This is a genomic window from Bacillus sp. AR2-1 (genome assembly GCF_008368755.1).
GTDB classification, from domain to species: domain Bacteria; phylum Bacillota; class Bacilli; order Bacillales; family Bacillaceae_G; genus Bacillus_A; species Bacillus_A wiedmannii.
On the sequence record NZ_QORY01000048.1, the window covers coordinates 1 to 14,884 of the forward strand.

Genomic DNA, 14,884 nt, shown 5'->3' on the forward strand with positions numbered 1-14,884 from the left:
AATCCATTCGCTCGACTTGCATGTATTAGGCACGCCGCCAGCGTTCATCCTGAGCCAGGATCAAACTCTCCAATAAAGTTAGTTTGTCTAGCATCTAAAAATAAAAATTGACGTTTCACGTTGTTTGTTTCGTTCAGTTTTCAAAGAACTACATCGGCGCTCATTTGCGACTTTTATGTTAACATTTCGCGTTAAATGTCAACTAACTTTTTTCTTTCGTTCCTGACGACGCTTATTAATTTACCATATTAATCATTTGTTCGTCAACACTTTTTAAAAAAATGCCAAAATAATTTTATCTTGGCATGATATAAAGCTTAATAACCACTAATGCAGCAACACCAGGTAGGCCTAATATACTTGTGATTGTTGCGGTTCCCAAGTTAATTGGAATATGAAAATCAAAATATGTTCCTACAACATTTACGATAAAGAGTAATGCTATCCCTAAAGTAACATGAAAGAGCGCTTTTCCTATAAAACGTAACGGCTTAGAAGAAACACCAAAAACAAGAAAGATAAAAACTAAAGTAAGAATACCGACAATAACAACTGTAGAATTCATTTTTTCCTCCTTATGAAAGTGACCTATACATATTTATTTGTATGGGACAAGGCGATAAAAAAGAACATTTACCCTACAACTCCAGTTGTTTTATCTTGTTAACCTTCATTCGGCAACACTTTCTTCATAAAAACCATTAATCTTTCTTTCCAAACGAAGTAACCACTAAATATTTAATAAATAAAATAAAAGGTTCTGCTTTTTCAGCAGAACCTTTTACCATTGTTCCATTTTTACAGGACGACGTTTTGCTTCTTTTAACAAGAAGAAATATTTCGCCTCTGCTATTTTCAAAGAACAAAGTACATCTTGAGATGGTTCCACACTTTGTTCAACCATTCTCTTCTGACGTAACCATTCATTCTTCACTTTTTCTAATAGTACAATTAGCTTATCATCATACTCTTTACGCAATTTACCCTTTTTTTGAAAGAACATTTTTGTTTCTCCTCTTATACTTCTCTACGACCTTCTAACGCTTTCGACAGTGTCACTTCATCTGCATATTCTAAATCTCCACCAACTGGTAGACCATGTGCAATACGAGTTACTTTAATACCTGTCGGCTTTAAGAGGCGGGATATATACATCGCTGTAGCTTCCCCTTCAATATTAGGGTTTGTTGCTAGTATCACTTCTTGTACCGTTTCATCATGCAGTCGCTTTAAAAGTTGCGGGATATTAATGTCTTCCGGTCCAATTCCCTCCATTGGAGAAATCGCACCACGTAACACATGATATACACCTTGATACTCTTTCATCTTTTCCATTGCGATTACATCTTTCGGTTCCTGCACAACACAAACAATCGACTGATCTCGATGCGAATCATTACAAATATAACAAGGATCGCGGTCAGTAATATGTCCGCATACAGAACAATACGCTAAATCTCGCTTCGCATTCACAAGTGCTTTTGCAAAACCTAACACATCATCTTCTTTCATATCTAATACGAAAAATGCCAATCGAACCGCTGTTTTCGGTCCGATTCCTGGCAACTTCATAAAACTATCAATTAATTTCGATATCGGTTCTGGATAATGCATATATCAGTATCCTCCTAGAACATTCCACCTGGTAAGTTTAAGCCTTTTGTAAATTTACCCATTGTAGAGTTTGAAAGTTCATCAACTTTTTTAAGTGCATCATTCGTTGCAGCTAACACTAAGTCTTGTAACATTTCGATATCTTCTGGATCTACAACTTCTTCTTTAACTTTCACTTCAAGAATTTGCTTATGACCATTTGCAATAACTGTGACCATACCGCCGCCAGCTGTACCTTCAACTGTTTTTTCGCCAAGTTCTTCTTGCGCTTTTGCCATATCTTTTTGCATCTTTTGCATTTGTTTCATCATATTATTCATATTTCCCATTCCGCCACGCATCATAATTAATTCCTCCTAATTATTATTACTCTTTTATTTCAATAAGTTCTTGTCCTACTAATTTTACTGCCTCTTCTATAAGAGGATCTTCTTTTTTATCTGGGCTTTCTTCAGAATTCTCGCCTTCACGCTGTAAAAAATCTTCACGGATTTTACCCCATTCACTTTTTGGAATGGCAATCATATTTAATCTTTTACTTAACAGTTCAAATAAGGCTTGTTCCACTGTATCCATAGCTTCTCGGTTTTCGCTTGCCATTTTACAGTGAATCTCATATTGAAACGCTAAAACGTAAGTATCATCCGAAGCCGCTACCGGTTCGCTATTTTCTAATAAAACAGCAAACGCTACTTTGTTGTATGATTTGAGTCTTCCTAACAACTCACCCCACACAGCTTTTAATTGTTCTAAATCCTGACGCTTTGCTTGCTTTAACACTTCATTTACGCGTCCAACAGGGATTTTCATACTACCTGTACGCACTGGCTTTGGTGTTGCACGTGTCTCTCTGACTTCTTGCTGCACACCAGCCGGCACACCATTCTTTTTGACTTGTTCTAACTCTTTCTCCAATTGCTGCATCCTGTTCATAATTGCTTGTAAACGATCTGCACCGTTCGCTTGCATCATAAACTGTTGACACAGTTGTACCATAACAACTTCTAAGAAAATTCGCGGATGATTTGTCCACTTCATTTCCTGTTGTCCCTTACTAAGCGTATGAATGATTTCATAGATTACTTCCGGTTGCATTTCTTCACTTAACATCCGGAATTGCTCATCTACCATTACTCGTTCCAACATATGTTCCAGTTGTGGTGAGGTTTGATATAAAAGCATATCGCGATAATAGTAAATGAAATCCTCCATAAAACGAACTGGATCTTTCCCTTTACCCATCATCTCATCTATGATACGTAATGCTCTTGATACATCATTTTCACGTATACATTCTACTAAGTTACCTAAGTATTGCTGGGAAACAGAACCTGTCACAGCTAATACATCTTCTGTCGTAACTGTCTCATCACTATAAGATATTGCCTGATCAATAAGACTAAGCGCATCACGCATACCACCTTCAGCGGCACGTGCAACAATTTGTAACGCCTCACCTTCTACTTGCGTACCTTCATTCGTCACAACCGTCGATAATCTCTCAACAATATCATTTACTGATATTTTTCGAAATTCAAAACGCTGGCAACGTGAAATGATTGTAGGCGGAATCTTATGCGGTTCTGTTGTCGCCAAAATAAAGATGACGTGTCCTGGCGGCTCTTCTAACGTTTTTAAAAGCGCATTGAAGGCACCCATAGAAAGCATGTGGACTTCATCAATAATGTATACTTTATATTCTACAGCACTTGGAGCATATTTTACTTTATCTCTAATATCTCGAATTTCATCTACACCGTTATTTGAAGCCGCATCAATTTCTAATACATCTGAAATAGATCCTTGTGTAATCCCCAAACAAGAAGGACATTCATTACAAGGTTCAGCTACCGGAGCATGTTCACAGTTGATTGCTTTTGCAAATACTTTTGCAATTGTCGTTTTTCCTGTTCCCCTCGGCCCAGAAAATAAATAAGCATGTGAAACTTTCTCTTGAAGAAGGGCATTTTGCAACGTTTTTGTCACGTGCTTTTGACCAACTACATCTTCAAATTTTTGCGGTCTCCATGTTCGGTATAACGCTTGGTATGACACGAAAATACGGCCTCCCTCAAAGGTTATTATCTTATTTATTATAACCCATTCTGTTTATAGATTCCAAAAGTTATTTTCTATACAAAAAACCCACCTTAGTATTAAGGTGAGTTTTGTATACATATATAACTGCCGTGCACCTTCTGTCGATTACGTACCATAAGCGTTACTCAAGCAGTTAGCTCGGTTCAGGCACTCCTGCGGCACACGAGAAGACCCGCTTATTGCTGCTTCCTTCCGGACCTGACAAGGTTCACGGGGTCCCGTTGCGCAGGACCCAAACGTCAACACCACTTACTTAAGGCAGACCTTACAGCAGCATAACCTCGAGAAGGGATTCGGCCTCGCTAGAGCGGATTGCGAGTATAGGGCACCGCTACCTCCCCGCTTAGCACGGCAAAGTTAAAACCAATATTCGGTTGCCTTCATTAAAAGGCATTATCAGTATAACTTGTTTTTTTACAAAATGCAAATACGTTAATTCTCGTTACTTTTCTCTAATTTTTTTATCGCTTTTCTTTTTTTACGAAGCTCTCTAAAAAAGTTTGTTAACAAAGTACCGCATTCTTCTTCTAATACACCAGCAACTACCTCGCATTGATGATTAAAGCGTTCATCCGTTAAAAGATTCATCAAAGTCCCTGCACATCCACCTTTCGGATCACTTGCACCATATACAACTCGCTTCACTCGTGATAAAACAATTCCACCCGCACACATCGGACAAGGCTCTAATGTTACATATAACGTCGCATCTTCTAAACGCCATGTCCCTAATTTTTTGCACGCCTCATCAATAGCTAATAACTCAGCGTGAGCTATTGATCTTTGTTCAGTTTCTCTTAAATTATGAGCAACACTAATTACTTCACCATCTAACACTATAACTGCACCAATCGGTACTTCTTGTATTGCCTCTGCTTTTTTAGCCTCTTCTATTGCTAACTGCATAAAATAAATATCTTGATCGTATTCCATACCATAGTCCTTTCACCTAAAATAAAATACACTTTTTTCCACTTACTGCACATGGGATAACTTTTACAAATTCAATCCACCCTAATAAAAAAGAGAGGGGATTACATATGAAGAATACTGCCTTACTCATTATCGATATGATTAATGATTTTCAATTTTCACACGGGCCCACCCTAGCTAAAAAATGCGAAATTATAACAAACCCTATTTTACAATTAAAGAAAACAATGAAATCCTTTGGCTACCCCATAATTTATGTTAATGACCATTATCAACTTTGGAGATCTGATATTGACCAACTAATTACTCATTGTACAAATGAGTATAGTGAAAATATCATTCATAAGATTGCTCCAAATACTGATGATTACATTTTTATTAAACCACATTACTCTGCTTTTTATGAAACACCTTTAAATTCTTTATTAGGCTATTTTAAAATAGAAAATCTAATATTGACAGGAGTCGCCGGGAATATATGTATCCTCTTTACAGCTAACGATGCTCATATGAGAAATTATACACTGTATGTACCACAGGACTGTATTGCCTCTAATCATGATCAGGATAATCTGCATGCTTTAAAAATAATGGAGGCCACATTAAAAGCAAATATAGTACCGTCATCTCAAATAAAAATTAATTAATACATATATTTATTTTCTAACTTTTTATATCAAATTAACCCGCTCGCTTCCCTCCTGTGCTACAATAATTCTGTTTTGTGTTTTTAGTAGTCACGGTAAATCACTGATTGAAAGGAGGAAACAGCGTGACCGGAGTACCATTTATCACGGTTGAAGGACCAATTGGTGTTGGAAAAACCTCACTTGCGAAGGCAATTTCAACTCACATGCAACTCCACTTACTAAAAGAAATTGTTGATGAGAATCCTTTTTTAGGAAAATTCTATGAAGACATCGACGAATGGAGTTTTCAAACAGAGATGTTCTTTCTTTGTAATAGATACAAACAATTAGAAGATATTAACATAAAGTATTTGAATCAAAGGAAACCAGTAGTAGCGGATTATCATATATTTAAAAATTTAATTTTCGCATCCCGTACATTAAAGAATTCTCAATATGACAAGTACATGCAAATCTATCGTATCCTTACACAAGATATGCCTGTACCAAACGTTATCGTTTATTTAACAGCTAGCTTGGAAACATTACAAACACGAATTGCGATGCGCGGAAGAGAATTCGAAAAAAACATGGATCCAAATTACTTACTACAGCTCACAAAAGATTACGAAACAGCAATGGATACTTTTAAAAAAGATCATCCAGATATCCCAGTATTAAAATTTAACGGAGACGATATGGATTTTGTAAAAAATCCTGATGATTTAAACGTCATCCTATCCGCCCTTCAAAATACTCTCTTAAAGGAGTCGGAATAACAATGAATTTAAGGCAAAAATATGATATACCAAATGACGCAGTAATCACTATTGCTGGAACAGTAGGTGTCGGAAAATCAACTATGACAACTGCATTAGCTAACGCTTTAGGTTATCGCACATCATTTGAAAAGGTAGATTCGAACCCGTATTTGGACAAGTTCTATGCTGATTTCACACGCTGGAGCTTCCACTTGCAAGTGTACTTTTTAGCAGAACGATTTAAAGAACAAAAAAGAATTTTTGAATACGGTGGCGGTTTTGTTCAAGATCGCTCTATATATGAAGACACTGGAATTTTTGCAAAGATGCATCATGAAAAAGGTACAATGACGGAAACTGATTATGAAACATACAAAGGTTTATTTGACGCTATGGTCATGACTCCTTACTTCCCTCATCCTGATTTATTAATTTACTTAGAAGGTTCTTTCGATGATATTGTTGATCGTATCCAAGAACGCGGACGTCCGATGGAACAACAAACACCAATTGAGTATTGGAAAGAGATGCATGGCCGTTACGAAAACTGGATTAATAACTTTAATGCATGCCCTGTTTTACGATTAAACATTAATGAATACGATATTTTAAAAGATGGTGATTCAATCGAACCAATCATTAAAAAAATTGGCCATTTTTTAAAACAAACACGTAAACTTGTAAAATAAAAAACCCGTGCATACGCACGGGTTTTTCTATTAAATTACTTCTTTTTTGTCGGAGCAATAATTTCACTCTCAGGTTTTCCAGCGTTAATACGCTGACGAACAGTACTTGTACTAATATCGTATGTTTCAGCAATCTCTTTAACAGTCATTTCTTTCCCGTTAATCACTGCTGTTAATACTTTACCTGTACGTTTTGGAGCTGCTTCTTTCTTTACAGCTGCTTTTTCAACTTTTTTTGGCGCCTCTACTTTTGTCGCAGTTTGCTTTACATCACAAGTGCAACCACAAAGTTTACGGAATGTATCATCGCTTATAATGCGTGACACATTTGCACCACTGTTTAAAATTCTATTGTTCTTACAGACAGGACATTGTACATAATATAAAGTTTTTCCATCTAAAGGAAACGTTTGTATAATAAGATCCATGTTGACTCCTTTCATATCTATGAAGATAATCATCGGAATATGAGTGTGTAATAAGGACAAAATCGCCTTACACCATACTTTATGATTGGTTTTAAAATAAAAACTCGTTACGTGTTGGTAACGAGTTCTCCAATCTCCACTTATATGCGCTGTTGTCAATTATATCTGGAGGAGGTAGAGGGATTCGAACCCCCGCGCGACTCTCGCCGCCTGTCGGTTTTCAAGACCGATCCCTTCAGCCAGACTTGGGTATACCTCCATATTGACATCAAATATAATATCAAAAGAAAAACAGTTAGTCAACCCTACTAAAATAAATTATGAGGAAAGGAAAATTTTACTTTTCCTCTCCTACATTATAGTACTGACAACGCTCATAATTACCAATCACTCATACCGATGAATGTTTATAAATTTACTTAATAACTGTTTTTCCTCCCATATAAGGGCGAAGAACTTCTGGAATTATAATTGTACCATCTTCTTGTTGGTAGTTCTCTAAAATAGCTGCCACCGTACGTCCAATTGCAAGACCAGATCCATTTAATGTATGAACATGTTCTGGTTTGCCGTTTGGCTCACGACGGAAACGGATATTTGCACGTCTCGCTTGGAAAGCCTCAAAATTACTACAAGAAGAAATCTCACGATATGTGCCATAGCTTGGAATCCATACTTCGATATCGTATTTCTTCGCTGCTGTAAATCCTAAATCGCCTGTGCACATGCTCATAACGCGATATGGCAACTCTAATAATTGTAACACGCGTTCTGCATCATTTGTTAGTTTTTCTAACTCTTCATAAGAATCTTCTGGTTTTACGAACTTTACAAGCTCTACTTTATTGAACTGATGCTGACGAATTAAGCCACGTGTATCACGGCCAGCTGAACCTGCTTCAGAACGGAAACAAGAGCTAAATGCAGCATATCGTATAGGCAGTTGCTCTTTATTTAAGATTTCATCACGGTGCATGTTCGTTACAGGTACTTCAGCTGTTGGAATTAAGAAGTAATCTTCACTTTCAATACGGAATGCATCTTCTTCAAATTTCGGAAGTTGTCCTGTTCCTGTCATACTTGCACGGTTTACCATATACGGAGGTAATACTTCTTCGTATCCATGCTCGTCAGTATGAAGATCAAGCATAAAGCTAATTAAAGCACGCTCTAATCTCGCGCCAGCACCTTTATAGAATACGAAGCGGCTTCCTGTTACCTTCCCAGCACGCTCAAAATCTAAAATTCCTAAATCTGTAGCAAGATCCCAATGTGGTTTTGGTTCAAAAGCAAATTCTTTCACTTCTCCCCAATTACGTGCTACTACATTATCATCCTCTGTTTCACCAATTGGAGCAGATTCATGAGGTATATTTGGAATAGATAACATTAATCTTTCTAAATCTTCTTCAACTGTACGAAGTTCATTATCAAGATCTTTTACTTTTTCTCCAACTTCACGCATTTCTAGAATTAGAGCTTCTGCATCTTTCTTTTCACGCTTCAATACAGAGATTTGTTGAGATACTTCGTTACGTTTACTTTTTAATTCCTCTGTTTGAACAAGTAATTCTCTTCTTCTCGTATCCAGCTCTTCAAAACGACCAAAATCAGTTAAATCTTCGCCTCTATGCTGTAACTTTGCTTTTACTTCTTCAAAATTTGTACGTAAAAATTTAATATCAAGCATTATATACTCCTCCTTTTATTTTATAAAACACAAAAAACTCCCGTCCCTATATAAAGGGACGGGAGTTAGCCCGCGTTGCCACCCTAGTTGAAAGCATTACCGCTTTCCTCTCAAGTAGAAATAACGGCTCTTCACCGGGAATGTTTACTAATCATAAAGATATTCCACATTCCATTCCAGGATGGATTCACAAACTGTTTCTATCGATTTCCACCAACCATCGACTCTCTATAAGAAACGGCATTTGTTACTACTTCCTATCAACACGCTTATTTTATAAAATTGTTACCATCAATTTACTATAATCTTATACAAGTTGCAAGTTACTTATACAACTTTTTTCATTTTCGCTTCTTTTACCATTTCTACAAAGTATGCTGTCACACGATGATCATCCGTTAATTCTGGATGGAATGAAGCAGCTAAAAACTGATTTTGTTTTACTGCTACCATTCGATCACCATGTGTGGAAAGTACTTCAACATCATCATCTACATTTACAACATACGGAGCACGAATAAATACACCAATAAATTCTTCTCCTACACCTTTAATTGACAGTGCGGCTTCAAAGCTATCTTTTTGGCGTCCGAACGCATTGCGCTCTACTGTAATATCCATAGCACCAATATGTGCTTCTTCATAGCCAATAAGTGTTTTTGCAAGAAGAATCATACCTGCACATGTACCAAACATTGGTTTACCAGACTTCGCGAATGTACGAAGTGGTTCCATGAAAGCATACTTATCAATAAGACGGCGCATTGTTGTACTTTCACCGCCTGGTAAAATAAGACCATCAATCTCTTCAAGTTGCTCTATACGCTTTACAACAACAGCTTCTGCACCACTTGCTTCAACTGATTTTATATGCTCACGAACTGCACCTTGAAGACCTAGTACACCGATTTTCACCATTTTAAAGTTCTCCTTCAATTACCATCCACGCTCTTGCATACGTTGTTCTGGTAATAACGTTGAAATTTCAATACCTTTCATCGCATTACCTAATCCTTTAGAAAGGCTTGCAATTAGTTCGTAATCCTCATAATGAGTCGTCGCTTCAACGATTGCGCGTGCAAATTTCTCTGGATTCTCTGATTTGAAGATACCAGATCCAACAAATACACCATCTGCACCAAGTTGCATCATTAACGCTGCATCTGCTGGTGTTGCTACACCACCTGCTGCGAAGTTTACAACTGGCAAACGACCAAGGCGTTTAATTTCAAGTAGTACTTCATAAGGAGCACCAGTATTTTTTGCATATGTCATTAACTCATCTTCACGTAGACTTGCAACTTGACGGATTTCTGCATTGACTTGGCGCATATGACGCACTGCCTCTACAATGTTTCCTGTTCCTGGTTCACCTTTTGTACGAAGCATAGATGCACCTTCTGCAATACGACGTGCAGCTTCTCCGATATCACGGCAACCACATACAAACGGAACTGTGTAATCACGTTTATTTAAATGGTATACTTCATCAGCAGGAGTTAATACTTCACTCTCATCGATATAGTCTACCCCTAATGATTCTAATACACGTGCTTCTACAAGATGACCGATACGGCATTTTGCCATAACCGGAATTGAAACAGCGCCCATAACTTCTTCAACGATTGTTGGGTCTGCCATACGAGAAACGCCACCTGCTGCTCGAATATCTGCTGGTACACGCTCTAGTGCCATAACAGCAACTGCGCCTGCCTCTTCTGCAATTTTTGCTTGTTCAGCGTTAATTACGTCCATAATAACGCCGCCTTTTTGCATTTCTGCCATTCCACGTTTTACACGTTCTGTCCCTGTTACATTTGTCATGTTACAAAAACCCCCCTAGGTGAATTGCTTTCCCCCGTTAAAGGCGAAAATTAAGAATACTCTTACATTCTACCACTAACTATCAGATGCTTGTCTACTACTTTTTCATAAAGTCGGTATGAAAAATAGGAATAAGAAAAAGCCCCTACAATGAGGAGCTTTTAAAACCAACCTTTTACTGTATCAACAGCACTATTCCATATACCACTAAAGAAAGAACCAATTCCGCGCATAGAGCGAGTAAACCAATTCGCTTCCTCTACTGCAGACGTTGTTACAAGATCTATTTGTAATGACTTACCAGATAAAAATCCAGGATCATTCGCATCTTTTGGTGTGATTACCATTTGGCCAAGTGCAGCTCCCTTTTTAATAGGTGCTTCTTGTCCCTTATTTGCTTCTTTTAATTCTGTTTTATAAACATCTTTACTTCCTTTTGGCACCGGAAGTGAAACAGCTTGTTTTGTTTGAACTGCTACATCTTTATCTTTAGCATTTTCTACTCGTACTGTTTCTTGTCCTTTTACTGAAGAATCTTTTTTATACATTTGCTTCATTTCAAAGTTAGCAAATCCATAATCATATAGCTTCTTTGTTTCATCAAAACGTGCTGTATGAGAACTTGTTTTAATAACTACAGAAATAAAACGCATTCCGTTTCTTTCAACCGTACCAGTGAAGCAATCCCCTGCTTCTGGAGTCGAGCCTGTTTTCAGGCCATCTACGCCATCATATTCTTTCACTAAGCCCTTTAACATCCAGTTCCAGTTCGACATTGCAAACTTCTCTTTTTCTGGACGGAATTCTTTTTTCGGGATTTTTGCTGTATCTAACACTTTTGGATAATCTTTAATTAAATGTTGTGCTAAAGTTGCAACATCCTTTGCAGACATTTTATTTTCTTCATCCGCTGTTGTTCCTTCGGGATGCATTCCCTTTAAATCTTTATTCGTTAAACCTGTAGAATTGACAAATTTATAATTTTTCAACCCTAGTTCTTTCGATTTATCATTCATCATTTTTACGAAGTCTACTTCTTTACCTGCAATTGCTTCTGCTAATGCAATTGTTGCACCATTTGCAGAAAAGATTGCCATTGCTTCATATAACTCTTTTACTGTATAAATGCCACCTTTTTCTAATGCAACATTTGATAAAGAAGCATCTTGTGAAACTTTATACGCATATTCAGAAACCTTAATTTTTTGATCCCACTTAAGTTTTCCTTTATCCACTGCTTCATGAACTAAATATTCACTCATAATCTTTGTCATACTAGCAATTGATAATAATTCATCTGCATTCTTTTGATATAAAATTTTCCCAGAATTCGCTTCAACTAAAATTGCTGCACCTGCTTCAATGTTTAAAGCAGCTCCTGTTTCTGCTGATGCATTGCTATATGGTAACAACATACTACAAGCTAGTGTAAGCATTGTTACTAAAGCAATGAATCTTTTGCAAAACATACCTTTCACTTTTGCTACCCCCAATATCTATGTACTCACATAACCGTTATTCTAACATAATCAAAAAAAAATAGACAGAGATATCAAATCTCCGTCTATTTGTATATAAGACATTACAATGAGTAGTTTGGAGCCTCTTTTGTAATTTGTACGTGATGAGGGTGGCTTTCACGTAAACCAGCACCTGACATACGAATGAATTGTGCATTCTCACGTAAGAATTCTAAATTCTGAGCTCCGCAATATCCCATACCGGCACGTAATCCACCAACTAATTGATGAACTGTATCGGCTAAAGGTCCTTTATATGGTACTCGACCTTCAATACCTTCTGGAACAAGTTTTTTATTTCCTTCTTGGAAGTAACGGTCTTTACTTCCTTTTTCCATCGCTCCAACAGAACCCATACCACGATATACTTTAAATTGACGACCTTGATAAATTTCAGTTTCTCCAGGGCTTTCAGCAACACCAGCAAACATACTACCTAACATAACAACGTGTGCTCCTGCTGCTAAAGCTTTTACCATGTCACCAGAGTACTTAACACCACCATCAGCAATAACTGGAATACCGTGTTTACGAGCTTCTGTTGCACAATCATAAACTGCTGTTAATTGTGGTACACCCACGCCAGCTACAACGCGTGTCGTACAAATAGAGCCTGGTCCAATACCAACTTTAACTACGTTTGCACCTGCTTCAATTAATGCTTTCGTTGCTTCAGCAGTAGCAACATTTCCAGCGATAATATTTAGTGATGGATATTTCGCACGAACTTCTTTCACTTTATCAATAACACCTTGAGAATGTCCATGAGCTGTATCAAGTACGATTGCATCTACGCTAGCTTTTACTAATGCGTCGATACGAAGCATAGCATCAGCCGTTACACCAACCGCTGCTCCAACTAATAAGCGTCCTTGCTTATCCTTCGCAGAATTTGGGAATTCAATTACTTTTTCAATATCTTTTATTGTAATAAGCCCTTGTAATACACCGTTGTTATCAACGAGAGGGAGTTTTTCAATTTTGTACTTTTGTAGGATCTTTTCAGCTTCTTCCAGCGTTGTACCAACTGGAGCTGTAATTAGCTTTTCTTTTGTCATTACGTCGGAAATTTTGATTGAGTAGTCTTGGATAAAACGCATATCACGGTTTGTAATAATACCAACTAATTTTCGCTCGTCTAAATTATTTACAACCGGTACACCTGAGATACGGTATTTTCCCATAAGATGCTCTGCATCATACACTTGATGTTCTGGAGTTAAAAAGAAAGGATCTGAAATAACGCCACTTTCAGAACGTTTTACTTTATCAACTTGCTCCGCTTGTTGTTCAATAGACATGTTTTTATGAATAATTCCTAAACCGCCTTGACGAGCCATTGCAATAGCCATATCAGCTTCTGTTACTGTATCCATTCCTGCACTAATTAACGGGATGTTTAACTGTAAGCTTTCAGATAAAACTGTTTTAACACTTACTTCTCTTGGTAGTACATCTGACTTTGCTGGTACAAGTAATACGTCATCAAAAGTCAAACCTTCTTTAACAAATTTAGATTCCCACATAATTGTTCCCCCCATGATACCAGAAATTATTATTAGTAGCTTATCAATTGGTTAAAATACTGTCAAGGACGTATATATATGTTAGAATTTTTAGACAATAAAAGGAGCGTAATATATGCATCAAACACATTGTACTTGGCAGCAATTAAGTTTCTTCTTTTCATCTCAAAATGTACAACGTTATCTTGCCCGTTGCTATGAAAAATCCTCCATACAAGATGCTGAAAAAAAAAGTTTCGAAAATTGTTATCCCTTTATTTATTACTTAGAACACGGGAAAAACTATTATGAATTATATAAGGTAGCCCCCTTTTCGATTCAGCCAATGTTATTGTTTTATGGAATGAGCCAACTTTTTAAAGCCTGCTTACTAACTATTGATCCTAACTATCCAGAATCCACTACCGTTTTAGCTCATGGTGTTACGACTCGTAAACGAAAAAAACAGGGGTATCAATTTTTAGAAGATGAGGTGAAGGTGCAAAAAAATGGATTATTTACTCATATTGCAGAACAGCTGTTTCACATGAAACACTTAGAAGCAGAGAAGTTTAACATGCTAGATCTAATGGGAAATATTCCTGAATTACAAAATTTATTTCGCTATAGTCAAAGAGGGGCCACTTTATATAAAATCGATTCAACAAATACAAATGAACTTTCCTTTTCGGTCAACATACTAGATCGACTCCATATGACTACAGAAAGATTTTCACGTTACATTGAATCAACTTGTAAGCATTTATCCATACAACATGTTCCTGGGAAAACGAGCGGATCGAATCTGCTTTTTACAGCTCCTATCCAGTCGTGGAACCCTATATATAGTACGCCTTTATACTACGAATATCTTGCTGATACTTATTACTTACCAATTCCAATTGACCCGAGAAATCCTAAACCAGTATTACCTGAACTTCTTGTTCATTATTTATTGCTCTACAATTTAAGTATGATTTCTAGATACGAAACAGATTGGTGGTATGATTTACTTGGGAGCTATGGCTCTGAAGATTATCCATTTATTTATCAATTTCTTACTATTTCTGCTCAAAAAATCCCTTACTATATTTCGTCTTTTTTACTAACAGAACCGAGCCTATTTCATGGGAAATAAAAAAACACAAGTCAAAAGACTTGTGTTTTTAATTGCTTGGCGACGTCCTACTC

The 14,884-nt window shown here is 37.0% G+C and carries 16 protein-coding genes, 1 tRNA gene, 1 rRNA gene, 1 other RNA gene and 1 other annotated feature; of the genes, 4 read left to right on the top strand and 15 right to left on the bottom strand.

Features of this window, described 5'->3' with window-relative positions; all coding sequences use genetic code 11:
* From DT250_RS30955 to tadA, 8 genes are all read right to left on the bottom strand, one after another.
* Positions 1-76, bottom strand: a 16S ribosomal RNA gene (locus DT250_RS30955); the annotation flags it as partial.
* A gap of 219 nt (positions 77-295) precedes the next feature.
* Positions 296-565: a pro-sigmaK processing inhibitor BofA family protein gene (locus DT250_RS30960; protein ID WP_001089486.1), complete on the bottom strand. Its 270-nt coding sequence runs from the start codon at positions 563-565 to the stop codon at positions 296-298.
* A gap of 216 nt (positions 566-781) precedes the next feature.
* The gene (locus DT250_RS30965; RefSeq protein ID WP_000466020.1) at positions 782-1,003 is read right to left on the bottom strand and encodes a YaaL family protein; all 222 of its coding nucleotides are present in this window, start codon (positions 1,001-1,003) and stop codon (positions 782-784) included.
* 14 nt (positions 1,004-1,017) lie between these two features.
* Positions 1,018-1,614 carry a recombination protein RecR gene (recR, locus tag DT250_RS30970; RefSeq protein ID WP_000559168.1) on the bottom strand — a complete coding sequence of 199 codons (597 nt, stop codon included), beginning with the start codon at positions 1,612-1,614 and terminating at the stop codon, positions 1,018-1,020.
* A gap of 14 nt (positions 1,615-1,628) precedes the next feature.
* A complete protein-coding gene (locus DT250_RS30975; RefSeq protein ID WP_179952886.1) occupies positions 1,629-1,955 on the bottom strand; it encodes a YbaB/EbfC family nucleoid-associated protein in 327 nt (108 codons plus the stop codon).
* A gap of 25 nt (positions 1,956-1,980) precedes the next feature.
* A complete protein-coding gene (gene dnaX / locus DT250_RS30980) occupies positions 1,981-3,669 on the bottom strand; it encodes a DNA polymerase III subunit gamma/tau (RefSeq protein ID WP_149214361.1) in 1,689 nt (562 codons plus the stop codon).
* Positions 3,670-3,801: 132 nt separating this feature from the next.
* Positions 3,802-4,066, bottom strand: an RNA gene (gene ffs, locus DT250_RS30985) — signal recognition particle sRNA large type.
* Between the two features lie 80 nt (positions 4,067-4,146).
* Positions 4,147-4,647 (bottom strand): tRNA adenosine(34) deaminase TadA, encoded by a 501-nt coding sequence (gene tadA, locus DT250_RS30990; protein ID WP_149214362.1) that lies wholly within the window; start codon positions 4,645-4,647, stop codon positions 4,147-4,149.
* 107 nt (positions 4,648-4,754) lie between these two features.
* On the opposite strand from tadA, the gene DT250_RS30995 reads away from it, so the two are divergent.
* The 3 genes from DT250_RS30995 (at position 4,755) to DT250_RS31005 (ending at position 6,726) form a co-directional block, all read left to right on the top strand.
* Positions 4,755-5,294, top strand: a complete 540-nt coding sequence (locus DT250_RS30995; protein ID WP_149214363.1) for a cysteine hydrolase family protein — start codon at positions 4,755-4,757, stop codon at positions 5,292-5,294.
* A 125-nt stretch (positions 5,295-5,419) separates the two neighbouring features.
* Complete coding sequence (locus DT250_RS31000; protein WP_000148207.1) at positions 5,420-6,055, top strand: deoxynucleoside kinase; 636 nt, start codon at positions 5,420-5,422, stop codon at positions 6,053-6,055.
* A 2-nt stretch (positions 6,056-6,057) separates the two neighbouring features.
* Complete coding sequence (locus DT250_RS31005) at positions 6,058-6,726, top strand: deoxynucleoside kinase (RefSeq protein WP_001053583.1); 669 nt, start codon at positions 6,058-6,060, stop codon at positions 6,724-6,726.
* A 35-nt stretch (positions 6,727-6,761) separates the two neighbouring features.
* Here the strand turns inward: DT250_RS31005 and DT250_RS31010 are convergent, their stop codons facing one another.
* The 7 genes from DT250_RS31010 to guaB all read right to left on the bottom strand — a co-directional run bounded on the left by DT250_RS31010 (position 6,762) and on the right by guaB (position 13,714).
* A complete protein-coding gene (locus tag DT250_RS31010) occupies positions 6,762-7,154 on the bottom strand; it encodes a sigma factor-like helix-turn-helix DNA-binding protein (protein WP_000364198.1) in 393 nt (130 codons plus the stop codon).
* A gap of 166 nt (positions 7,155-7,320) precedes the next feature.
* Positions 7,321-7,413 (bottom strand) — tRNA-Ser (locus DT250_RS31015).
* A 156-nt stretch (positions 7,414-7,569) separates the two neighbouring features.
* Positions 7,570-8,844, bottom strand: a complete 1,275-nt coding sequence (serS, locus tag DT250_RS31020; protein WP_048543009.1) for a serine--tRNA ligase — start codon at positions 8,842-8,844, stop codon at positions 7,570-7,572.
* 51 nt (positions 8,845-8,895) lie between these two features.
* Positions 8,896-9,117 (bottom strand) — a binding site (T-box leader).
* A gap of 54 nt (positions 9,118-9,171) precedes the next feature.
* Positions 9,172-9,762: a pyridoxal 5'-phosphate synthase glutaminase subunit PdxT gene (gene pdxT, locus DT250_RS31025; protein ID WP_149214364.1), complete on the bottom strand. Its 591-nt coding sequence runs from the start codon at positions 9,760-9,762 to the stop codon at positions 9,172-9,174.
* An 18-nt stretch (positions 9,763-9,780) separates the two neighbouring features.
* Positions 9,781-10,668, bottom strand: coding sequence for a pyridoxal 5'-phosphate synthase lyase subunit PdxS (gene pdxS / locus DT250_RS31030; protein WP_000186157.1), 888 nt, complete (start codon positions 10,666-10,668; stop codon positions 9,781-9,783).
* Between the two features lie 161 nt (positions 10,669-10,829).
* A complete protein-coding gene (gene dacA, locus DT250_RS31035; RefSeq protein WP_149214365.1) occupies positions 10,830-12,137 on the bottom strand; it encodes a D-alanyl-D-alanine carboxypeptidase DacA in 1,308 nt (435 codons plus the stop codon).
* Between the two features lie 113 nt (positions 12,138-12,250).
* Positions 12,251-13,714 (bottom strand): IMP dehydrogenase, encoded by a 1,464-nt coding sequence (gene guaB / locus DT250_RS31040; protein WP_000264076.1) that lies wholly within the window; start codon positions 13,712-13,714, stop codon positions 12,251-12,253.
* A gap of 115 nt (positions 13,715-13,829) precedes the next feature.
* Between guaB and DT250_RS31045 the strand changes: the two genes are divergently transcribed.
* Positions 13,830-14,831: a YaaC family protein gene (locus DT250_RS31045; protein WP_088061445.1), complete on the top strand. Its 1,002-nt coding sequence runs from the start codon at positions 13,830-13,832 to the stop codon at positions 14,829-14,831.
* Positions 14,832-14,884: the final 53 nt, after the last annotated feature.